Annotated in this window: 15 protein-coding genes; 3 read left to right on the forward strand and 12 right to left on the reverse strand. The window is 71.5% G+C overall.

From position 1 onward, the window contains the following. Positions 1-62: 62 nt before the first annotated feature. The 6 genes from ABD343_RS35165 to ABD343_RS35190 form a co-directional block, all read right to left on the reverse strand. A complete protein-coding gene (locus ABD343_RS35165; protein WP_344534483.1) occupies positions 63-476 on the reverse strand; it encodes a roadblock/LC7 domain-containing protein in 414 nt (137 codons plus the stop codon). Positions 477-486: 10 nt separating this feature from the next. Beyond that, positions 487-3,753: a sensor histidine kinase gene (locus ABD343_RS35170; RefSeq protein WP_425578354.1), complete on the reverse strand. Its 3,267-nt coding sequence runs from the start codon at positions 3,751-3,753 to the stop codon at positions 487-489. A 376-nt stretch (positions 3,754-4,129) separates the two neighbouring features. Then, positions 4,130-4,714, reverse strand: a complete 585-nt coding sequence (locus ABD343_RS35175; RefSeq protein WP_344534484.1) for a GTP-binding protein — start codon at positions 4,712-4,714, stop codon at positions 4,130-4,132. A gap of 70 nt (positions 4,715-4,784) precedes the next feature. After that, entirely contained in the window at positions 4,785-5,198 is a 414-nt protein-coding gene (locus tag ABD343_RS35180) for a DUF742 domain-containing protein (protein WP_344534208.1), read from the reverse strand. 67 nt (positions 5,199-5,265) lie between these two features. Continuing rightward, positions 5,266-5,679, reverse strand: coding sequence for a roadblock/LC7 domain-containing protein (locus tag ABD343_RS35185; RefSeq protein ID WP_344534485.1), 414 nt, complete (start codon positions 5,677-5,679; stop codon positions 5,266-5,268). Between the two features lie 9 nt (positions 5,680-5,688). Then, positions 5,689-9,711, reverse strand: a complete 4,023-nt coding sequence (locus tag ABD343_RS35190) for a sensor histidine kinase (protein WP_344534209.1) — start codon at positions 9,709-9,711, stop codon at positions 5,689-5,691. A 554-nt stretch (positions 9,712-10,265) separates the two neighbouring features. On the opposite strand from ABD343_RS35190, the gene ABD343_RS35195 reads away from it, so the two are divergent. Continuing rightward, the gene (locus ABD343_RS35195) at positions 10,266-10,451 is read left to right on the forward strand and encodes a hypothetical protein (RefSeq protein ID WP_344534210.1); all 186 of its coding nucleotides are present in this window, start codon (positions 10,266-10,268) and stop codon (positions 10,449-10,451) included. 128 nt (positions 10,452-10,579) lie between these two features. Here the strand turns inward: ABD343_RS35195 and ABD343_RS35200 are convergent, their stop codons facing one another. The 3 genes from ABD343_RS35200 to ABD343_RS35210 form a co-directional block, all read right to left on the reverse strand. Continuing rightward, on the reverse strand, positions 10,580-10,792 hold the full coding sequence (locus ABD343_RS35200; RefSeq protein WP_425578355.1) for an acyl-CoA carboxylase epsilon subunit: 213 nt from the start codon (positions 10,790-10,792) through the stop codon (positions 10,580-10,582). 61 nt (positions 10,793-10,853) lie between these two features. Further along, positions 10,854-12,461: an acyl-CoA carboxylase subunit beta gene (locus ABD343_RS35205; protein WP_344534212.1), complete on the reverse strand. Its 1,608-nt coding sequence runs from the start codon at positions 12,459-12,461 to the stop codon at positions 10,854-10,856. A gap of 177 nt (positions 12,462-12,638) precedes the next feature. After that, positions 12,639-15,083: a polysaccharide lyase 8 family protein gene (locus tag ABD343_RS35210; protein ID WP_344534213.1), complete on the reverse strand. Its 2,445-nt coding sequence runs from the start codon at positions 15,081-15,083 to the stop codon at positions 12,639-12,641. Positions 15,084-15,271: 188 nt separating this feature from the next. Here ABD343_RS35210 and sph point away from each other — a divergent pair, with 188 nt between their 5' ends. Next, entirely contained in the window at positions 15,272-16,249 is a 978-nt protein-coding gene (gene sph / locus ABD343_RS35215) for a sphingomyelin phosphodiesterase (protein ID WP_344534214.1), read from the forward strand. Between the two features lie 85 nt (positions 16,250-16,334). Here the strand turns inward: sph and cimA are convergent, their stop codons facing one another. Together cimA and ABD343_RS35225 are read right to left on the reverse strand one after the other, a co-directional pair. Further along, complete coding sequence (gene cimA, locus ABD343_RS35220; protein ID WP_344534215.1) at positions 16,335-17,975, reverse strand: citramalate synthase; 1,641 nt, start codon at positions 17,973-17,975, stop codon at positions 16,335-16,337. A gap of 345 nt (positions 17,976-18,320) precedes the next feature. After that, a complete protein-coding gene (locus tag ABD343_RS35225) occupies positions 18,321-19,610 on the reverse strand; it encodes a TolB family protein (RefSeq protein WP_344534216.1) in 1,290 nt (429 codons plus the stop codon). A gap of 278 nt (positions 19,611-19,888) precedes the next feature. Between ABD343_RS35225 and ABD343_RS35230 the strand changes: the two genes are divergently transcribed. Continuing rightward, positions 19,889-20,971, forward strand: coding sequence for a S1 family peptidase (locus ABD343_RS35230; protein WP_425578359.1), 1,083 nt, complete (start codon positions 19,889-19,891; stop codon positions 20,969-20,971). 129 nt (positions 20,972-21,100) lie between these two features. Here the strand turns inward: ABD343_RS35230 and ABD343_RS35235 are convergent, their stop codons facing one another. After that, entirely contained in the window at positions 21,101-22,204 is a 1,104-nt protein-coding gene (locus ABD343_RS35235) for a branched-chain amino acid aminotransferase (protein WP_344534218.1), read from the reverse strand. Between the last annotated feature and the right edge of the window lie 9 nt (positions 22,205-22,213).

Consider the following 22,213-nt stretch of genomic DNA (forward strand, 5'->3'; position numbering starts at 1 on the left):
CCGCGTCCCCGCACTTTATGGCGCGGAGACGCAATGCGCACTGCCTGTCGGCTTCCCACGTCCTAGTTGAGAAGGCTGCCTTGCAGTTCCGCGCGCAGATCCGGCGTCAGGACCGAACCCGCGCGGTCGACGAGGAGGGCCATCTCGTATCCGACGAGACCGATGTCGGCCTCGGGGTGGGCGAGGACGGCGAGCGAGGAACCGTCCGAGATGGACATGATGAAGAGGAACCCCCGCTCCATCTCCACGACCGTCTGGTTGACCCCCCCGCCCTCGAAGATGCGGGACGCACCCGCGGTGAGCGAGGTCAGCCCCGATGCGACCGCCGCCAACTGATCGGCACGGTCACGCGGGAAGCCCTCGGACATCGCGAGCAGAAGTCCGTCGGCGGAGACCACCACCGTGTGCGACACCCCAGGGGTGTTGTCCACGAAGTTGGTGATCAACCAGTTCAGGTTCTGCGCCGCCTGGCTCATCGGGCTCACACTAACGCTCCTGATCGTAGGTGCTGCCGGGGCCGAAGCCCTGTCGGTCATTCTCGTTGGCGTCGCCCGCTGTGCGTCCGCGTCGGACACCACGGTGCAGGTTGCTCAGTCTGCCGCGCACGTCCTCCGGCGCGCGGGAGACCGAGGGGCCGCCCTGCGGGCTCTCCTCCGCGGCGCCCTCGACCAGGTTGGCCCGGGGCACCCGCCGCGGCAGGCCGGAAGTGGTGACGCCGCCGGCCTGCGGGTCGCGCAACTGGCCCGCCTTGTCCCAGCGTTCGTCGTTCGGCGACCGCCGGTGGGTTCCGGTTTCGTCCTGCGACGGCTGCTGCTGAGGCTGCTGCGACAGGAGGGCCGGAGATTCGGGGTGGGCCATGTGCTGCGCGGCCGAGCCCCCATCGAGCTGTGAACGCCCCGGCTCACGGCGCGGAAGCCCCGCGTCGGTCGTCGAGTTGATCCTGCTCGGGAGGGGACCCGGACGGTCGAAGCCTACGCGGTCCAGACCGGAGTTCGGAACGTCGGGAGCAGATTCCGCTTCCGTATCGTTAGCGACGTACTGCCCTTCCTGCGGGGCCTGTTGGGGCATCGCGGGCTGCGCCTCGTACGGCTGTACGGGCTGCTGCGGGGCGTACTGCTGGGGGTCGTACGGCGGCTGCGCCGGTGGCTGGGCAGGCTGCTGATCTGGCTGGATCTGATGCTGCCCGTACGGCGGGACCTGCGGCTGAGCGAGTCCCTGGGAATGCGCCTGGGGGTCGTACTGCTGCCCCTGGTCGTACTGCTGCGGCGGGTACGGATCCTGCTGGCCGTACGGCGCCTGGTCGTAGGGCTGGCGCGTGGGGAGCTGCGGGCGGGCGGCGCCGGGCTGGAGCCCCAGGGGCCCCTGCGGGTCCTGCTGCCCCTGGTCCCCCGGCTCGCCTTGGTGCGCTTCCAGCGCCGCGCGCCGCTCCTCGCGCCGCAGGGAGCGCTCGACCGGTCCGAGCGCCGGTGCGGAACCGGGCGCGCCCTCGGCGCCGTAGCGGGAGTCGTCGAATCCCAGCTCGGCGGCGGACCGCGCCTGCGCGTCGAACGCGGGCTGCTGCGGGATGCCGGGCTGCTGCTCGGGGACGATCCGGGAGACGGTGAAGTCCTCCTCGCCGCCGTCCCCGTGCTCCGAGCCGCCGCCGCCATGGGTGATGGCGTCGGGCAGCATCACCAGCGAGGTGGTGCCCGCCTGCTCGCCGGAGGGGCGGAGCTGGACGCGGATGCCGTGCCGGTCGGCGAGGCGGCCGACCACGAAGAGGCCCATGCGCTGGGAGACCGAGGCGTCCACGGTCGGCGGGTTGGCCAGCTTGTGGTTGATGTCCGCGAAGTCCTCGGCGGTGAGGCCGATGCCCTTGTCGTGGATCTCGATCATCATCCGGCCGTCGGGCATACGTGTGGCCCGCACCCGCACCTTGGTCTGCGGCGAGGAGAACGAGGTCGCGTTCTCCAGCAGCTCGGCGAGGAGGTGCACGAGGTCGTTCACGACCTGGCCGTGGATCTCGGTCTCCGGGACGCCGGAGATCTCGATCCGCTCGTAGTGCTCCACCTCGGAGGCGGCGGCGCGCAGGATGTCGACGAGGGGGACGGGCTCGGTCCAGCGCCTTCCGGGCTCCTCGCCCGCGAGGACCAGCAGGTTCTCGCCGTTGCGGCGCATGCGCGTGGCGAGGTGGTCCATCCGGAAGAGGCTTTCGAGCTGGTCCGGGTCGGCCTCGTTGTTCTCCATGTCCGTGACCAGTTCGAGCTGGCGCTCGATGAGGCCCTGGTTGCGGCGGGAGAGGTTGGTGAAGATCGCGTTGACGTTGCCGCGGAGCAGGGCCTGCTCGGCGGCCAGCCGGACGGCCTCCCGGTGCACCTGGTCGAAGGCGCGGGCGACCTCGCCGATCTCGTCGCGGCTGGTGATCGGGATGGGCTGGACGCGGGTGTCCACGCGGCCCGGCTCCGTGCGCGAGAGCTGGTCGACCAGCATCGGCAGCCGCTGCTCGGCGACGTCGAACGCGGCGCCGCGCAGGGTGCGCATGCTGCGGCTCATCGAGCGCGCCATCCGGCCCGCGATGACGAACGCGAACAGGAGCGCGACCAGCACGATCGCGGAGTTGACGATCGCGTCGCGGCGGGCGTCGGAGGCGATCTGGTTGGTCTCGTCGACGGCGTGCCGGGCGAGGTCCGTCTCGACGGCGCGGTACGCGTCGAATGTCGCGGTCGAGGCCGCGAACCAGCTCTTCTCGGTGATGCCCTTGGCCTTGAGCTGGGCCGGGCTCGCGCCGCTGCCGATGGCCTTGACCATCTTCTCCATCGTGGGCGGCGGCACGAACTTCTCGTTCTTCGCCGCGGCCTCCTGCTTGGCCTGCGCGATCTGCTTGCGGCCCGCGGCCTTGGCCTTGCCCTGCTCGTCCCTGAGCAGCTTCACGTCCTGGGTCCGGCCGCCGGACACGTACTCGCCGAGGGCGATCCGCTCCAGGTAGGCGTAGGAGGCCAGCGCGGTGAGCTGCTGCTGCTTGGCCTGATCGGAAGGGCCGGGCTTGGTCAGCAGGTGAGCGCCGAGCGCGCGCTGGAGGGAGCCGGCGGCCTTGGCGAGCGAGATGGCGTAGACGGTGCGGCCGTAAGAGGTGACGTTGCCGGTGCCGAGGCCCAGCTCGTTGGCGAACTCCATCAGCGGGTGCTGGATGGTGACGTAGCCCTCTTCGGTCTTCACGCCGGGCAGGTCCTTGGTGTAGGCGCCCTGGCGGAGTACGGGGAGGCGGGGCTCGACCTTCTTGAAGGCGTCGAGCCGGCGTTCGAGGCCGGGCTCGTCCGGCATGTTGTCGACGGCCTTCTTGAAGTCCTTGGCCGCCTGGTCCGTGGCGTTGCGGGAGCTGCTGACCTCGGAGTCGTTCTTGTCGCCCCGGAGCAGCGGGGCCGCGGTGCGGTCACGCTCGTCGATGAGCGCGTGGCCGTAGTCCGCCGCCGACTCGACGAGTTCCGCGGTGCGCTGGGCCTCCTCCGCGTCCTGCCAGGTCGCGAAGTCCGATTCGACCTTGAACCCGCCGAAGACGAGCGCGACGAGCACGGGTATGAGCAGGATCGCGTTGAGCCGGGTGGGCACCCGCCAGTTGCGTACCTTCATCCGGCTGCCGCCCTGGCCCTGCGCGGGGGACGTTCCTGTCGGAGGGGCCGCGGTCCCCGCGGGCGCGTTGCCGCGCGAGGGCGGCGTGAAGTTCCCCCGCGCCTGAGCCCGATCCTGCGGTGCGGAGCCCGCCTTGCTTCGCCTCACTCGACTTCTCACCTCTCGGCGCTCGGTTCCCCGTCGCCAGCGCTGCGCCGTCACTACTGCTGAGTTCAGGGAATTCCAGCACGTCAGACCCGCCGTTTCCAAACACTTGACGAATAAGCGAGGAGCTGAAACGCCTCAGTGGAAAAACGGGCATTGGGGCAATGCCGCGCCAAATGACGTGGGAATCGTGCGCAGAGCGAGACGTTCCGCTCGCCACCAGTGTTCACAGGGCTGCGTTTTGCCTGTCGAAACGTTATGAAGGCGAGTCCGGACATGGCGAAGAACACAGCCGATCTACGACTGTGATCCAGGGACCGTCTACATCATTCAGCGGTCGGCGCAGAGCGGGTGAGGAGTCTCCGCGCCGACGCCGTGATCATTTCAGTCGGGCGAGCAGCGCGTGCTCGACGAGGGTGATCAATCCGCTCTTGGCCTCGGCGCGGTGCCGGGCGTCGGTGGTGATGATGGGGGTGTCGGGACCGATCTGCAGGGCCTCGCGGACCTCCTCCGGAGAGTACGGCTGGTGCCCGTCGAAGCCGTTGAGCGCGATGACGAAGGGCAGGCCGCTGTTCTCGAAGTAGTCCACCGCCGGGAAGCAGTCGGCCAGACGGCGGGTGTCGACCAGCACGACGGCGCCGATCGCGCCGCGCACCAGGTCGTCCCACATGAACCAGAAGCGGTCCTGGCCCGGCGTACCGAACAGGTACAGGATCAGGTCGTCGTCGAGCGTGATGCGGCCGAAGTCCATGGCCACCGTGGTGGTGGACTTCGCGCCGGTGTGCGTCAGGTCGTCGATGCCCGCGGACGCCGAGGTCATCACGGCCTCGGTGCGCAGCGGATTGATCTCCGAGACCGCGCCCACGAACGTGGTCTTGCCCACGCCGAAGCCGCCCGCGACGACGATCTTCGCGGAGGTGGTCGAACGCCCCGGTGCGGGCATGCCGTATCCCTGCTGGCTCATCTGTCCCATGGATCCCATCGGCCCTACGGGACCGGAGGGCTGCTGGCCGCCCATCGGTCCCCTCTGCGGGCTAGAGCTTGCGAAGTCCACTGAGCACCCTTTCGAGCAGCGTCACATCGGGGGCGCCGCCGGGCTCGGACCCGCCGCCGGGCTGGTGGATGGCCACCATTCCGGCCTCGGCGAGGTCGGCGACGAGAATCCGGGCTACCCCCAACGGGATGGCGAGCAGTGCGGAGACCTCCGCGACCGACTTGACCTCGCGGCACAGGTGGCAGATCCGCTGGTGCTCGGGGAGGAGCCCCTGGAGCTGCACGGGCTCGGCGCTGGTGCTCACCAGGGCCTCGATCGCGAGCTGATAGCGCGGCCGGGTGCGACCGCCCGTCATGGCGTACGGGCGCACCAGCGGCTGGTCGCCTTCGTCCCCGTACGGCGCTTGGTGGTTCGGGGCACCGTACGGGCCGGGCGAGGCGGGCGGCGGGGTCATGGCTCCTCCGAGCGAGGCATGTGGTCGGCGGGCGGACGATGGTGCTCAGGTGGGGGGAGCGTGAAGATCAGTTGAGAATGCTTCCCTGGAGTTCCGCGCGGACGTCCGGGGTGAGTACGGTTCCGGCACGGTCCACAAGAAGGGCCATCTCGTATCCGACGAGACCGATGTCGGCCTCGGGGTGGGCGAGGACGGCGAGCGAGGAACCGTCCGAGATGGACATGATGAAGAGGAACCCCCGCTCCATCTCCACCACCGTCTGGTTGACCCCCCCGCCCTCGAAGATGCGGGACGCACCCGCGGTGAGCGAGGTCAGCCCCGATGCGACCGCCGCCAACTGATCGGCACGGTCACGCGGGAAGCCCTCGGACATCGCGAGCAGAAGTCCGTCGGCGGAGACCACCACCGTGTGCGACACCCCAGGGGTGTTGTCCACGAAGTTGGTGATCAACCAGTTCAGATTCTGCGCCGCCTGGCTCATCGGACTCAACTAACGCTCCTGCTGGTAAGTGGGGCCAATGCCGCGGCCGTCCGTTCCGGCCTGTCGGCCCTGCTGGATACCACGGCGGAGATTGGTCAGCCGCCCACGTACGTCGTCGGGCGCACGCGAGACCTGCGGACCGGACTGTGCGGACGACTGCTGCTGTGCGGTCCCCGCGACGAGATTGGCGCGGGGCACACGACGCGGCAGGCCCGACGTGGTGACTCCCCCGGCGGCGGGCTGGCGCACCTGCTCGGCACGGCGCCAGCGCTCGTCGTTCGGTGAAGCTCCCCAGTTGGCACCCGTGTCGGTGTCGGTGCTCGTGCTCCCGCCGTTCTCCGAGGCGTTCCGCGCCGTCTGGCGCTGCGGCATCGGGGGGACGGCGGAGGCGGGTTGCCCGGGGCGCGGGGTGGGCGCCTCGGGCTGCTGCGGAGAGGGCTCCGCAGCCTGTGCCTGCTCGGGCTCGGGCGTCTGCGCGGGGCGTGGGGGCTGTGGGGGGTTGCCCTGCGCGGGAGCCTGTGCCGAGGGATCAGCGCCACGGAACCAGTTGGACTCCATGGACGCGAATATGGGGGTCGGGGCGTCGGCCGGGGCCGGCGGCCCGCTGGGTATGCCGAACTCCGGGCCGCCCTGGCCGCCGGCGTCCGCCGGGGAGGGGGCGGGGGTCTCGCCGGTGTCCTGGCCCGTCGGGCCGGGCTGACCGGGGGCGCCGCTGGTGGCGCCGGTGTATCCGGGGCGGGCGTGCTCGCCGGTGTCCGGCTCGTCGTGCCCGCGCGGCGCGTCCTCGGCGGCGGGGCCCGGCTCGGGCGTCGCCCAGCTCGGACGGCCCGCGGCGCTGCCGGGGACGCCGACGTCGGAGAACTCGGGCCGCGCGAACTGGCCGGTGTCGCCGGGACCACCCTGGCCACCCTGGCCGCCCTGCTGCGGCTGTGCCTGGGGGAACTGGCCCGTGTCACCGGGACCGCCCTGGCCGCCCTGCGGCGGAAGCGCGTACTCACCGGTCTCACTCGGCGTACCGGGCTGCGGCAGCGCGTACTCGCCGGTCTCGGAGGGGCCTCCGGCCTGCGGGCGCGCGTACTCACCCGTGTCGCTCGGGGTGCCGGGCTGCTGCGGCTGGGCCAGCGGGAACTGGCCGGTGTCGCCGGGACCGCCCTGACGGCCCTGCTGCGGCTGCGCCTGCGGGAACTGGCCCGTGTCACCGGGACCGCCCTGGCCGCCCTGCGGCGGAAGCGCGTACTCACCGGTCTCACTCGGCGTACCGGGCTGCGGCAGCGCGAACTGGCCGGTGTCGCCGGGACCGCCCTGGCCGCCCTGCTGCGGCTGGACCTGCGGGAACTGGCCGGTGTCGCCCGGACCGCCCTGGCCGCCCTGTGCCGGGATCTGGGGTATCTCGCTGGTGTCGCCGGGGCCGCCGGTGCCCGGTGCCTGGCCCTGCTGACCCGGCTGGCCCTGGCCGCCCGGGAGTTCGCCCGCGGGGCCGCCGCGCGTGGGCAGCGGCGGGGCGGGCGGGCCGCCCGCCATCGGGCCGCCCGGAGCCTGGGCGCCGGGGCCCTGGCCGCCGGGACGCGGCGGGACCGGGGCGCCGAAGAGATTGCTGGCCGGGGCTTCGCCGCCCTGGCTGCCGGGGAGCGCGGGGCGCTGGGCGCCGCCGCCGACCTGGCCGCGCGGCGGTACGGCACCGAGCCGTCCCGCACCCGCGCCCGTACCGCCCGTGCCCATGCCGGGGCCGCCGCTCTGCGGGCCGCGCTGGAGCGCGGCCGCGAGGCCCGCGCCCTTGGGCGGGCGGGGACCGCCGCCGGGACCGCCGGAGCCGGAGGGCGCCGCGGCGGGGGCGCCGGGCCTGCCCTTGGCGCCCTGCGCGCCGCCCTGGGCGACGTCGACGGGGAGCATGACGAGCGCGGTGGTGCCGCCCGAGTCGGAGGGGCGGAGCTGGATGCGGATGCCGTGCCGCAGGGACAGGCGGCCGACCACGAAGAGGCCCATGCGGCGGGAGACGGAGACGTCCACCGTCGGCGGGTTGGCCAGCCGCTCGTTGATCGCGGAGAGGTCCTCGGGCGAGAGGCCGATGCCCGTGTCGTGGATCTCGATGAGCACGCGGCCGTCGGGCAGCGCGTGACCGGTGACCTTGACCTTGGTCTGGGGCGAGGAGAACGAGGTCGCGTTCTCCAGCAGCTCGGCGAGGAGGTGCACGAGGTCGTTGACCACGCGGCCGGCGACCTCGGTGGCGGGCACGGAGTTCAGCTCGATGCGCTCGTACTGCTCCACCTCGGAGGCCGCGGCGCGGAGCACGTCGACGAGGGGGACGGGGCGCGTCCAGCGGCGGCCCGGCTCCTCGCCCGCGAGAACCAGCAGGTTCTCACCGTTACGGCGCATGCGGGTGGCGAGGTGGTCGAGCTTGAAGAGCGAGGAGAGCTGGTCCGGGTCGGCCTCGCGGGACTCCAGCTCGGAGATGAGCGAGAGCTGACGCTGGATCAGGCCCTGGCTGCGGCGCGAGAGGTTGGTGAACATCGCGTTGACGTTGCCCCGCAGCAGCGCCTGCTCGCCCGCCAGCCGGACGGCCTCGCGGTGCACGTCGTCGAAGGCCGCGGCGACCTTGCCGATCTCGTCGCGGCTGTGGACGCCGACGGACTCGACGGAGGTGTCGACGTCCTGCGGGTCGGCCTCGGACATCTGCTTGACCAGCTCGGGCAGCCGGTTGCGCGCGACTTCCTGGGCGGTGTCCTGGAGGCGGCGCAGCGAGCGGACCATGGAGCGGGCCACGACGAACGCGCCGACGAGGGAGATGCCGAGGACGAGGAGGATGAGCGCACCGCTGATGTACGCCTCGCGCTGGGCGTCGGAGCGCAGCTCGCGGGCCTGCTGCTCCATCTGCGTGAGCAGGGTCTGCTCGATCTTGCCCATCGCGGTGATCTTGTCTACGTCCTGGTCCATCCAGTCGACGTAGGTCCGCTTCTCCTTCTTGATCGCGTCCGGGCTGTGGAGCATCCGGTCGCGGTACTTGTCGGCCTCGCGGATGTTGATGTCGCCGCTGTCGAGCGGCTTGATCAGCTCGGACGCGCTGCCGTCGCCGTAGATCTGGCTGAAGCTGTTCAGCTCGGCGTGCTCGGAGTCGGCGGCCGTGCGGGCGTAGAGCCGGTCGCTCTCGGAGAGTTCGGGGCGGCCGGGGTGGGCCAGGCCCGCGGAGATGATCGCGCGCTGGATGGAGGCGAACTCCTTGGCGCTGGAGAACGCGGCCAGGGCACGGGTGCTCTGGATCATCTCCGAGTTGCTCGTCGCCTGCGCCATGTCCTGGGAGAGGGAGAGCAGGGACTCGATGAGCTGGTTGTAGCTGTTGACCGTCTGGGAGACGTACGACTTGTTGTCGTACGCGCGCTCGCGGACGTTCTTGATCGAGTTCAACTGGCGGGCGATGTCCAGGACGGTGGACTGGACACCGGCCATGACCTTGTCGCTGCCGTCGATGTCCCCGGTGGCCTCCCGGAACGCCTGGATGGCGCGGTCGGTCTTCTCGCGGGGGGTGACGACCAGCTCGTCCTTCTCGTTCCCCGTGCTGACCAGGGGGCCGGCCGAGCGGTCGCGCTCCTCCTGGAGCGCCGCTGCCAGCTCGGTGGCCTGCTCCGTCATCTCGGTGAGGCGCTTCATGTTGTCGAGCTGGTCGACGTTCTGGAGCGAGTTGCCGATACGGAGACCGCCGAGCGTGGTGGCGGCGATGACCGGGAGGGCGAGCAGGGAGACCAGGCGGGTGCTGATGTGCCAGTTGCGCAGGGCCATGCGCGAGCCCGTGTTGTCCGGGCCGAGAGGGGGCTTGCTCTTGCCCTTCTTGCCCTTGGGCTTGTCCTTCTGGTCCCCGGGCGCCGCGCCTCCGCCGCCCTGGCCGGGCGCGCCGGGCGCGCCCGGTGCGGCGCCGGCGTCCTGGGCGCTCATGGGCTGCCCGCCGTCCTGGGCGCGCTGGGGCGGGGAACCGCGGTCGGCTGAGCCGCGCAGCTCCGGGTCCCCCTCAGCGCTGCCATCCCTCTTGAAACGTCCCTGCACTAGCGTCGCAACCTCTGGACCAGGCGTCCCCCCGCGCGCGACGGCGGGACGGTATCGAGTCATGGGGGTACGAGGCCCCCCGGGCGGTCGTGAATGACCGGCGCGTCCCCTCATCACCGTCGCGCTGCGCTGCTCTGCGCATGCGCGTCGGTCTGCTTGTCTTGCGGCGGTCCGTGGAATTCCAGCACAGTGCCGGATCTCCAACAAGGGCTGTGGAGAACGCACGCGGGCCGGTCACCGAGCGAATGCGCGCCCTCACCAGACGTATAAAGGTGCCCCTGAAATTCCGGACTTTTCCCTACGAGGCACCCGGGTGGTTGGGCTGCCCAACTAGCGAGTAGCTAGCGCGTAAACACACGAATGTCCCAGTTGCCCGATTAAGGAACCGGATTCAACGATTCCTTATGTCGCTTTTCGTCCCGAGGTCGTGAGCAAACTCACACGTCGCACGTTGCCTAGATCACGCCCCGGAAGGGAATAGCGGGCCTACCCTCGGCATTTACATAGCGTGATGAAGTGACAAGCACGACAAGCCGAGCGAGGTACGGGCACCAGTGAAGTCCACCCTGACCATGCGCAACATAGCCAACCCGCGCCGCACCACCCTGGCCCATCTCGACGACGCCGACGAGATGACGACGGCCGCGGTGGCGGAGCAGGAGCCCGCGGGAGGCGTCGAGCTCCCCGCACAGACCGCCAATCCGCGCCGCACCGTCCTGGTGGACGCACCGGCGGCCTGAGTCCGGTCCCTGCCCGGCGGGGCCGACGATACGCCGCTCAGACGCCTGTGGGGCGGAACCGAGGAACTCGGTTCCGCCCCACAGGCGTCTGCTGTGCCCTGAGCCCTTGGCCCGCTCCAGGCCCGCCCCTAGCCCTGCCAGCTATGGGGCGCGCGGAAGCCGTGCTGGCGCTCCAGTCGGCGCCAACCCGCCTTGGTCGTGCGCCGACGGCGCGCGGGCACCTGGGCGTGCCGGGAGCCGGCCGCGGCCCGGGCGAGGAGCAGCGCCGTGACGGCGGCCAGCTCTTCCTCGCTGGCCGAGCCCTTCTCGACGCGGATCGGACTGCTCTCGGGTTCGCTCACTTCGCTCACTTCTCGTTCTCCCATCGCTGCGAAGCCCTGAATGCCTCGGTGCGGCACTGCCTTACTGCGGGGGGTTGCCGTGCTTGCGCGACGGCAGATCGGCGTGCTTGGCGCGGAGCATCGCCAGGGACCGGATGAGGACCTGGCGGGTGTCGGCCGGGTCGATCACGTCGTCCACGAGCCCGCGCTCGGCCGCGTAGTAGGGATGCATCAGCTCGGCCTTGTACTCCTTGACCATCCGCACGCGCATCGCCTCGGGGTCGTCCGCCGCCGCGATCTGGCGCCGGAAGATCACATTGGCCGCGCCCTCGGCGCCCATCACCGCGATCTCGTTGGTGGGCCAGGCGTAGGTCAGGTCCGCGCCGATGGACTGCGAGTCCATGACGATGTACGCGCCGCCGTACGCCTTCCTGAGCACGACCGAGATGCGGGGCACCGTCGCGTTGCAGTACGCGTAGAGCAGCTTCGCGCCGTGCCGGATGATGCCGCCGTGCTCCTGGTCCACGCCGGGCAGGAAGCCGGGCACGTCCAGCAGCGTGACGATCGGGATGTTGAACGCGTCGCACATCTGCACGAAGCGCGCGGCCTTCTCGGAGGCCTCGATGTCCAGCACCCCGGCCAGCGCCTGCGGCTGGTTGGCCACGATCCCCACGACCTGGCCGTCCATCCGGGCCAGCGCGCACAGGATGTTCGTCGCCCAGCGCTCGTGGACCTCCAGGAAGTCGCCGTCGTCGACGATCTCCTCGATGACCTGCCGCATGTCGTACGGCCGGTTGCCGTCCACCGGGACGATGTCCAGCAGCTCCTCGGCGCGCCGGTCCGGCGGGTCCTCGCTGACCTCGACCGGGGGGTTCTCCCGGTTGTTGCTCGGCAGCAGCGAGAGCAGGTACCGGACCTCCTCCAGGCAGGTGGCCTCGTCGTCGTAGGCGAAGTGGGCCACACCGGAGGTCGCCGCGTGGACGTCCGCGCCGCCCAGGCCGTTCTGCGTGACCTCGGCGCCCGTCACGGCCTGGACCACGTCCGGGCCCGTGATGAACATCTGCGAGGTCTCACGGACCATGAACACGAAGTCCGTCAGCGCCGGCGAGTAGGCCGCGCCGCCCGCGCACGGGCCGAGCATCACGGAGATCTGCGGGATCACGCCGGACGCCTTGGTGTTGCGCTGGAAGATGCCGCCGTACCCGGCGAGCGCCGCCACGCCCTCCTGAATGCGCGCGCCCGCCCCGTCGTTGAGCGAGACCAGGGGCGCGCCCGCGGCGATCGCCTTGTCCATCAGCTTGTGGATCTTATGGGCGTGGGCCTCGCCCAGTGCGCCGCCGAAGATGCGGAAGTCGTGCGCGTAGACGAACACGGTCCGCCCGTGCACCGTGCCCCAGCCGGTGATCACACCGTCCGTGTACGGCTTCTTCGCCTCCAGTCCGAAGCCCGTGGCGCGGTGCCGCCGCAGGGTCTCCATCTCGCAGAACGAGCCCGGGTCCAGCAGCAGCTCGATCCGCTCCCGCGCGGTCAGCTTCCCCTTCGCATGCTGCGCCTCGGTCGCCCGCTCACTCGGCCCCCGGAACGCCTCTTCACGGATCGCGTGCAGTTCGGCCACGCGCCCGCGCGCGTCCTGCGCGACGGGCTCGGTCTCCTCCGCCTCTTCGGGCGCCGGCTCGGACAGATCGGTCATGTATAGACCCTACGAAACCCGGCCCCGGTTCGCCGTCGTCAGATTCGTACAGTCTCAGCGCCGGTTTCATGGCCGCGCTGGACAGAACCCGACGGCCACACCGTGCGTCAGCAGGGAAATCTCCCACGTAGACGCCCTGGGGCTGTGGGGTTCCCACAGCCCGTCATCCGGCAGGACTCAGCGGAGCGCGACCTCGCAGCGGAGCGTAGCTCCCTCCGTACCCGGTGTCACGCGGAGCCGGAGCTTGTCGCCGGCCGACAACGGGTCGAGGCCCTCGTCGGCGGAGAGGACCTCCGCGACGGCCCGGTCCCAGGTCACCTCGAACTCCCCGCCCGAGCGTACGGGCTCCGCGACGCACAGCGTGGCCGTCCGCGCCCCGGGCCGCCCGCCGCTCCGCCCGCCCGCGCCTCCACCGGGGCGCGAGAGGCGTACGAGGACGCTGGCGGGCGCGGTGGAGGTCAGCGCGCCCAGGGCGCCGCGCACCGTGCCGGGCGCGAAGAAGTTGGCCGCGCCGAACCCGAGGGAGGGGACGGTGACGCCCTGCCGCGCGGCGCTGTTGGCGTCGACGGCGAGCCAGCGGCGGTCGGCGGCGCGGGCGGCGAGCGCGCGCCGCCCGGCGCCGGGCATCAAAAGGTAGACGTACTCCGCGCCGTCGGGGTCGGTGCCGTGGTCGGTCCACAGGGTGAGGTAGCGACGGGTGAACCCGTCCGTGACACTGCGGGTGTTGATGTCGGACCAGGCGCCGGTGCGCTCCTCGCGCCGTACGGTCAGCGCGGTGCCTCCGGGCCAGACCCAGCCCCCGTGCCCGGCGAGATGGGCCCAGGAGGCGCGGCGGAACGTGAGGGTCCGGCCGAGGTCGCCGGGCTGCGGGCGCCCGTCGACGGTGAGGGCGTGGGTGCCGCTCTCCCCCAGGTTCCGGTTGTCGAAGACGGTCTCGGCGCGGGCGCCGTCCGCGCCGGTGATCCCGGCGCCGAGGCAGACGACGGTGTCGTCGAGGCAGAACCAGGACTGGCGTGCGGTGAGCGTGGACTCCAGCCCCTTGAGGTGCTGGCCCACGGCGGCGAAGGAGCCGTCCGTCGCGCCGCCCGCCCACGCCGTGTCCGGCCGGGCCTCGCCCCACTCGCCGCCCGCGTTGTCGGCGAGCTTCTTGGTGGAGACGGTGGTGCCGGGCAGCCGCTTCCAGTCGACGGTCGGCCAGAAGTGGTCGCTGTACTGGCCGAGGGTCTCCTCGGGGCCCCACCAGTAGAGCATCCCGTCGCCGGTGTGCCAGCCGCGCGGATTCTCGCCGTTGCCGCACTCGTAGTACGCGATACGGGAGGAGGCCAGGGACAGGTTGGCGCACCAGCCGGGGCGGTGGTGCACGGAGCGGGCCATGGCGGGGAAGAGGGTGTGCCCGGCGGGTGCGGGCGCGGTCGCGCCGTCCTCGTCGGCGACGGCGTGCAGCCGCGCCAGGTCGGCGACGCCGAACTGGGGGTCGGTGAGGAACGGCAGCGCGGTGTCCCGGTCGATCCAGCCGCGGACCATGGCGTGCCAGCGGGTGCGCCGGGCCGGGTCGGCGGCGCTCGCGAGGACGGCGATCGCGGCGGCGAGCTGGTGGCCGCGGGTGTGGTCGCTCTGGAGGATCCGCGAGGTGTCCTCCTTGAGGATGCCGCGCGAGATGCCGCGTCCGCTGACGCTGTCCATCATCAGGCCGTTGTGGAGAAGGGGCGCGTAGGCGTGCTCCACGCTGTCCAGGATGATCTTCCGGTTGGGGTCGGTGACCTCCCACCGGGTGCCGTCGAGGAGGGAGAAGAGCCGCCCGAGCCCGTCGAGCAGCACATAGCCGTACGTGCCGGAGTACGCCACGTACGTGTGCTGGATGAACGAGCCGTCGGCGTAGAGGCCGTCGCCCTTGGTGACGTACGGGAAGACGGGCGACAGGGACTCCGAGGCGAGGGCGATCTTGGCCGCGCTCTCGCCGAGGATGCCGCGCACCGCGTAGACGCGGCAGAAGTCGACGCGGTTGGCGCCGGTGGAGGTGCCCGTGTACTCGTCGAAGACGGACTCGGGCAGGAAGTGGTCGACGGCCGCGAGATACGCGTTCCGCTCCTCGGCCGGGACCTTGTCGTGGAGCAGGGTGAGGGTGTCGAGCAGGGCGCGGGGGGCGCCGATCTGCCAGTCCCACCAGTTGCCGTAGCGCTCGGTACCGGGGTTGTAGACCTTGTCGTGGACGTGCGCGAGACCGGTGGTGAGGGCCTTGAGCAGGGCGGCGTCGCCGGTGAGGCCCGTGCCGGGCTGCGCGTACGCCTGGGCCATCGTGAAGAGGCGGTCGTACGACTGGGTGATGCCCGTGGACGGGTCGAAGGGGATGCCGGGGAAGAGGGCGTCGTCGGCGGGCCTCATCTCCTCGCGCAGCTCCGCCGCCTGGGTACCGAGCTCGGCCAGGCGTGCCTTGTACGGCTCGGACTTCGGGTCGAAGCCGGTGCCGAGCGTCAGCTCGCGCCACTTCCGCAGGAGCGCGGAGAAGTCGTCGGCCGCGGCGGCGTCCGAGGTTCCGGTGCCGGTCCACAGTGCGGTGGTGACAGCGCTTGCTCCCGCCGTGGCGAGAAATCCCCTGCGGCTCCAGGATGCTGACGGTGTCACGACGGGCCCCTCTCCAACGGGTGGATTCGGTTCGGGAGTTGGTCGCTGGTGTAGCACGCGTACGATCCCGTCACAATGCTCTCGACAGAAGTTGGCAAGCGCTCTCTAACTCGGGGGTTACCTCGAAGTAACCCAAGCTGCTTAGATGAGGGGCGGCCCACCCCCCACACCCCCACCGGGAGAGCTCTGTGAGCAGCAGCCCCGCCCGTCTCGCGTGCGCGACCGCCGTCGCCGCCGCACTCGCCGCCACCCCTGTGCTGGCCGCCGCGCCCGCCGGGGCCGAGGAAGCGGCGCCGCCGCCCGTGCGGCTCCTGTCGTACAACGCCTTCCTGATGAGCAAGACGCTGTACCCCAACTGGGGCCAGGACCACCGCGCCGAGGAGATACCGAAGGCGGACTGGTTCCGGGGCAACGATGTCGTCGTCCTCCAGGAGGCCTTCGACAACTCCTCCTCCGAGGCGCTCAAGGCCAACGCCTCGGGCCAGTACCCGCACCAGACCCCGGTCGTGGGCCGTTCGAAGGACGGCTGGGACGCCACGCACGGCGCGTACTCCGCCACGACCCCCGAGGACGGCGGCGTGACGCTGCTGAGCAAGTGGCCGGTCCTGACGAAGGAGCAGTACGTCTACAAGGAGGGCTGCGGCAGCGACAACATGTCCAACAAGGGCTTCGTCTACGCGGTCCTGGACGTCAAGGGCACCAAGGTCCACGTCGTCGGCACGCACACCCAGTCCACCGACAGCGGCTGCGGGGACGGGGAGGCGGAGCGGATCCGCAGCGCCCAGTTCAAGGAGGTGGACGCCTTCCTGGACGGCAAGAAGATCCCCGCGGACGAGCAGGTCCTCGTCGCGGGCGACCTCAACGTCGACCGGCACGGCTCCGAGCACGCCTCGATGCTCTCCGACGCCGGGCTGGTGGACTCCGACAGCCGCACCGGCCGCGGCCACTCCTTCGACACGGAGGACAACTCGATCGCGGCCGAGCGCTACCCGGACTCGCCGAGCGAGGACCTCGACTACGCCCTGCACCGCGAGGGCCACGCGCGCCCCGAGGGCTGGAACAACCACGTCGTCGACGAGCGCTCCGCGCCCTGGACCGTGAGCAGTTGGGGCAAGGAGTACACGTACACGAACATGTCCGACCACTATCCGCTGATCGCGGAGTGACGGGGCGCGGGCTCCGGGCGCCGCGCGCGCTCCCGGAGCCCGCCCGGGAGCCGGTCCCGGAGCCGCCCCCGGAGCCCGCGTCCGCTCACTCGCGGGGTTCGGCCCCCGCGCGCAGCAGGCCGTACGTGTAGCCGTCGTCCAGCGCCTGCCAGGAGGCGGCGATCACGTTGTCGCCGACGCCGACCGTCGTCCACTCGGTGCCGCCGTCGCTCATGCCGACCAGGACGCGCGTGGTCGAGGAGGTGCCCTGGGCGCCCTCCAGGATGCGGACTTTGTAGTCGACCAGCGCGAGCTTGGCCAGCTCGGGGTGGGTGCGCTCCAGGCCGGCGCGCAGCGCGCGGTCCAGCGCGTCCACGGGGCCGTTGCCCTCCCCCGTGGCGACGACGCGCTCCCCCTTGGCCCAGAGCTTCACCGTCGCCTCGTTGACCTGCGCCCCGTCCGGGCGCTGTTCGACGATCGCGCGCCAGGACTCCAGCCGGAAGAAGCGCGGCGCCTGGCCACCCGGGGCCCGGCCGTGGACCTCGTCGCGGAGCAGCAGTTCGAAGGAGGCGTCGGCGGCCTCGTACGTGTATCCCTTGAGCTCCTGCTCCTTGACCCGTTCCACGATGCGGCCGACCAGGTCGCGGTCGCCGCCCAGGTCGTACCCCAGCTCCTTGCCCTTCAGCTCGACCGAGGCGCGTCCGGCCATGTCGGAGACGAGCATCCGCATGGTGTTGCCGACGGCCTCGGGGTCGATGTGCTGATAGAGGTCCGGGTCGATCTTGATCGCGGAGGCGTGCAGCCCGCCCTTGTGGGCGAAGGCGGAGGTGCCGACGTAGGGCTGGTGAGTGGAGGGGGTGAGGTTGACGACCTCGGCGATGGCGTGCGAGACCCGGGTCGTCTCCCGCAGCGCGCCCTCGGGCAGCACCTTCCTGCCGTACTTCAGCTCCAGCGCGGCGACCACGGGGAAGAGGTTGGCGTTGCCGACGCGCTCCCCGTAGCCGTTGGCGGTGCACTGGACGTGGGTGGCGCCGCCGTCGACGGCGGCGAGGGTGTTGGCCACCGCGCAGCCGGTGTCGTCCTGCGCGTGGATGCCGAGCCGGGCGCCGGTGTCGGCGGCCACGGTCCGTACGACGGCCTGGATCTGGGCCGGGATCATGCCGCCGTTCGTGTCGCAGAGGACGACCACGTCGGCGCCCGCCTCGTACGCCGTGCGCACGACGTCCTTCGCGTAGGAGGGGTTGGCGTGGTAGCCGTCGAAGAAGTGCTCGCAGTCGACGAAGACGCGGCGGCCCTGTTCGCGGAGGTAGGAGACGGTCTCGCGGATCATCGCGAGGTTCTCCTCCAGGGTGGTGCGCAGCGCCAGCTCGACGTGCTTGTCGTGCGCCTTGGCGACAAGCGTGACGACCGGGGCGCCCGAGTCGACCAGCGCCTTGACCTGTGGGTCGATCTGCGCGGGGACGCCCGCCCTGCGGGTCGAGCCGAAGGCGACGAGCTGCGCGTGGCGGAAGTCGATCTCCTTGGGGGCGCGGGCGAAGAACTCGGTGTCGCGCGGGTTGGCGCCCGGCCAGCCGCCCTCGATGAAGCCCACGCCGTACTCGTCCAGGTGACGCGCGATGGTCAGCTTGTCGGCGACGGTGAGGTTGATCCCCTCACGCTGGGCGCCGTCGCGCAGCGTGGTGTCGAAGACGTGGAAGGCGTCGTCGGGGGTGTCATGGGACGTGTCGTCGGGCTTTTCCGTGGTCATGACGGTGAGCTCTCCTGGGCATGGCGAGGGATCCGGAAGTAACGGCTCCACTTGCCCCCATCCTCCCTCGCGCCTCCGTCCCCGGCTGCGGTGGGCCGGAAAACGAAAAAACCCCTCGCGGGTGCGAGAGGTCTGCGCGCGGGTCTGGGGCACGGTGGCCGTGCCGTACGGGGGTCGTACGGACGGTCACTGCGGACCGGCGCGCTTGCTGCCAATAATCATGACGAACGAGGGCACGGCCGGATTCTGGCACAAGACGCCCACCCCGCGTGCCCCCGTCTCACGATGCGGGCCCGGCTCCCCCTGTCCGGACCCGCATCGCTTCTCCTCCCCCTGGCTCGCCGCCTAGTCCGCGTGGCGGGCGTAGGCGTGCGTGGTGTCGTAGGTGTCGCCGGGGACGAGGTCGTCCGAGGCCGAGGTGAAGGTGACCGTCGCGCCGGTGCGGTCGACGTCACCCGCGGTGGCGGAGTACTTCGTGGGCTTGCCGTCCGTCGCCGCGCTGACCAGCTTCGTCGCGCCGGTGCGCAGGTCGCGCAGATAGGCGTGCGACTCCGAATCGCCGCCGGGCGCCCCGGCGGTGAACAGCAGCTTGCTGTTGTCCCGGCTGAGCGTGCCCCCGTACACGGCCCAGTCCTTGTTCTCGGCGCTGATCATCTTCGTGGCGCCCTTGGCGAGGTCGCGGACGAAGACGTTCTGGGTGCCGTTGGTGTCGCCCGGGACCACGTTCGTCGCGGGCGAGTGGTACGTCACCGAGCGGCCGTCGGCGCTGATCCTCGGGCCCTCGGCGTGGGCGTCGGCCGTGGCGCCGGTGCGCGTCACATCGGCCTGGACGCGCTTGCCGTCGCGCAGGTCGAAGACGTAGAGGTCGCTCCAGTCGGGGCGCCCCGTGCGCTGGGTCTCGGCCCACTGGTAGGCGACCTTGGCGCCGTTCGCGCTGACGCTGGGGCGCATGCCCGCGTGGACGTCGTTCTCACCGCTCGGCGCCTGGCTGACGCGGGTGAGCTTGCCCGAGTCACGGTCGAGCGCGTAGATCCGGCCGTCGTCGCCGCCCGGCTGGACCTCGGACTTCCAGACCTGGAACGCGACCGTACGGCCGTCCGCGCTGAGCGCCGGGCTGCCGGAACGGTCGAAGCCGGGGCTGCCGACGTCGTCCTTGATCCGCTCGGTGGTGCCGGTCCGCAGGTCGCGGACGTAGACATGGGAGCCCGTGGCGTCCCCGTCGAGGTTCCCGGCCTCCGAGGAGAACGCGACATGGCGGCCGTCGGCGCTGATCGCCGCGTCGTCGGAGGCGCCGTCGGCCTGCGCGCCGCCCGCGCCGAGGCTGACACGCTGGGTCTTGCCGGTCTTCAGGTCGCGGACGAACACGTCGGCCACCCCGTTGGTGTCCCCGGCCACGAGATTCGCGGCCCGGGAGGTGAACGCCGCGTAGCGGCCGTCGGCGCTGAGCGAGGCGCGGCCCGAGGAACCGTCGCCCTCCTTGCCGTCGGGCGCGGTGCTGATCCGCTCGACGCCCTTCGCGGCCTTCGTCTGGCCTTCTCCTTCTCGCTCCCCCGCGACCGCGGTGCTCGCGAGGACCCCCGCCGTGAGCCCCGAGGCGAGAACGGCCCCCACGGCCGTACGCAAGACAGATCGCACTGTTTCCCCCTGAAAGCGTGTCATCCCCACGGCCCGTCACCGGGGGCACGGAGAAAGCAAAGCGCATAGCGTCCGCAGTGGACAATCCGCACTTTTGCGTACAACCTTCGCAAGGATCTGGGAGTCCGTATGCAGTCAGGGACAGCTCAACCCGTCTCGCGGTTCCCGCTGTTCGCACTGATGCGTACGCGCACCCTCCCGCGACCGGGGCTCCGGCGGTTTACTGCTGGGCGTCGGTTGACAGGTCCATACCAGATCGCCAGACGGGAGAAACCGTGTTGAGCAAGCGTGTGACCATCGCCTTCGCCAGCGCAGCCGCGCTGACCCTGATCCCCACCACCCTGGCCTCGGCCGCGGGCACCACCCCCTCCGGGGAGCCCACACCGGACGAGCGCGGCAGCGGCGTCCGGGCCAGCGCCTCGGACTACACCCGGGACGCCCAGCTCAGCCGCTCGCTCGGGGCGGACAGCGCGGGCAGCTACCTCGACGCGCGGACGGGCCGCCTGGTCGTCACCGTCACCAGCAAGAAGGCCGCGGGCGAGGTCCGCGCCGCGGGCGTGCGCGCGAAGGTCGTCGAGCGCGGCGGCGCCGAGCTGAAGGCGGCGATGACCGCGCTCGGCCGCGACGCCTCCGTGCCGGGCACCTCCTGGGGCGTCGACCCGCGCCGCAACCAGGTCGTCGTCGAGGCCGACTCGACGGTCACCGGGGAGGAGCTCGCCAAGCTGAGATCCGTCGCGGAGAAGCGGAGCGGCGCGATCCAGGTCAAGCGCGTGCCGGGCGTGCTGCGCGAGGAGGTCCTCGGCGGCGACGCGATCTACGGCGGCGGGGTCCGCTGCTCCGCGGCGTTCAACGTCACCCAGGGCAGCACCCGCTTCTTCCTCACCGCGGGCCACTGCGCGGAGTCCGCGACGACCTGGAGCGAGACGAACGGCGGGCCCGCGATCGGCCGGCAGGAGAAGCACAGCTTCCCCACCAACGACTACAGCCTCGTCCGCTACGCGAGCGGCCAGAACCCGGCCGGGAACGTCAACCTCTACAACGGCTCCAGCCGCGACATCACCGGCGCCGCCAACGCCGTCGTCGGCCAGGCCCTCCAGAAGAGCGGCAGCACCACCAAGGTCACCAGCGGCAAGGTGACGGCGGTCAACGTCACCGCCAACTACGGCGACGGCAACGTCGTCTCCGGCCTCGTCCGCACCACCGCCTGCTCCGCCGGCGGCGACAGCGGCGGCGCCCACTTCGCGGGCAGCACGGCCCTCGGCATCCACTCCGGCTCCTCCGGCTGCACCGGAACCCAGGGCTCCGCCCTCCACCAGCCGGTCGCCGAGGCCCTCTCGGCGTACGGGGTGAAGGTGTACTGACCCCGTGAACGGCGGAGCGGGCGCACGGGCCCTGCCCACGCGCCCGCTCCGCCCGTCGACGGCAGCCTCCGGCGAGGTCTCCGGCCGTCTCCTGCCGTCTCCGTCGGTCTCCGGTCGGCCCGGAAACGGTCAGCCCAGTTTGTGCATCCAGCCGTGGGTGTCCGCGGCGCGGCCCGTCTGGATGGACAGGAGGGTTTCGCGGAGCTTCATGGTGATCTCGCCGGCGCCGCCGTCGGCGACCGTCCAGGCGCCGCGGGCCGACTTGGCCTCGCCGACCGGGGTGATCACGGCGGCGGTGCCGCAGGCGAAGACCTCGCTGATGGAGCCGTCCTCGTTGCCCCGCTTCCAGTCCTCCGTGGAGATGCGGGCCTCCTCCGTGGCGTATCCCAGGTCGGAGGCGATGCGCAGGAGGGAGTCGCGGGTGATGCCCGGGAGGAGGGTTCCGGTGAGGGAGGGGGTGACGACCTTGGCGTCGGCGCCCTTCCCGTACACGAAGTACAGGTTCATGCCGCCCATCTCCTCGATCCAGCGGCGCTCGACCGCGTCCAGCCAGACCACCTGGTCGCAGCCGTGCTGGGCGGCCTCGGCCTGGGCGACGAGGGACGCGGCGTAGTTGCCCGCGCACTTGGCCTCGCCGGTGCCGCCGGGCGCGGCGCGGACGTACTCCTCGGAGAGCCAGACGGAGACGGGCTTGACGCCGCCCGGGAAGTACGAGCCCGCGGGCGAGGCGATGACCATGAACGTGTACTCGTTCGCGGGCTTCACGCCGAGCCCGACCTCGCTCGCGAACATGAAGGGGCGCAGGTACAGCGACTCCTCGCCGACGCCCGGCACCCACTCCTTGTCCTGCTTGACCAGCAGGTCGCAGGCCTCGATGAAGGTCTCGACGGGCAGCTCGGGCATGGCCAGACGACGGGCGCTGCGCTGGAAGCGGCGCGCGTTGGCGTCCGGCCGGAAGACGGCGACCGAGCCGTCGGGCTGCCGGTAGGCCTTCAGCCCCTCGAAGATCGACTGCGCGTAGTGCAACGTCATGTTCGCGGGGTCGATCTGGAGCGGTGCGTAGGGCTGGAGCTGCGCGTCGTGCCACCCGCGGCCCTCGGTCCACTTGATCGTGACCATGTGGTCCGTGAAGTAGCGTCCGAAACCGGGATTCGCCAGCACCGCTTCGCGTTCCGCGCCGGGAAGCGGCTGTGCGGAGGGCTTGAGATCGAAGTCGATTCGGGGCGTCGTCATGTGAGCGCG

The sequence above is a fragment of the Streptomyces albiaxialis genome (genome assembly GCF_039530985.1).
In the GTDB taxonomy this organism is placed as follows: Bacteria; Actinomycetota; Actinomycetes; order Streptomycetales; family Streptomycetaceae; genus Streptomyces; species Streptomyces albiaxialis.

Coding starts and splice junctions, on each gene's coding strand:
- ABD343_RS35165 (WP_344534483.1), bottom strand. CDS start 476: ATGAGCCAGGCGGCGCAGAACCTGAACTGGTTGATCACCAACTTCGTG.
- ABD343_RS35175 (WP_344534484.1), bottom strand. CDS start 4,714: ATGAGCCAGCAGGGATACGGCATGCCCGCACCGGGGCGTTCGACCACC.
- ABD343_RS35180 (WP_344534208.1), bottom strand. CDS start 5,198: ATGACCCCGCCGCCCGCCTCGCCCGGCCCGTACGGTGCCCCGAACCAC.
- ABD343_RS35185 (WP_344534485.1), bottom strand. CDS start 5,679: ATGAGCCAGGCGGCGCAGAATCTGAACTGGTTGATCACCAACTTCGTG.
- ABD343_RS35205 (WP_344534212.1), bottom strand. CDS start 12,461: ATGACCGATCTGTCCGAGCCGGCGCCCGAAGAGGCGGAGGAGACCGAG.
- cimA (WP_344534215.1), bottom strand. CDS start 17,975: ATGACCACGGAAAAGCCCGACGACACGTCCCATGACACCCCCGACGAC.
- ABD343_RS35235 (WP_344534218.1), bottom strand. CDS start 22,204: ATGACGACGCCCCGAATCGACTTCGATCTCAAGCCCTCCGCACAGCCG.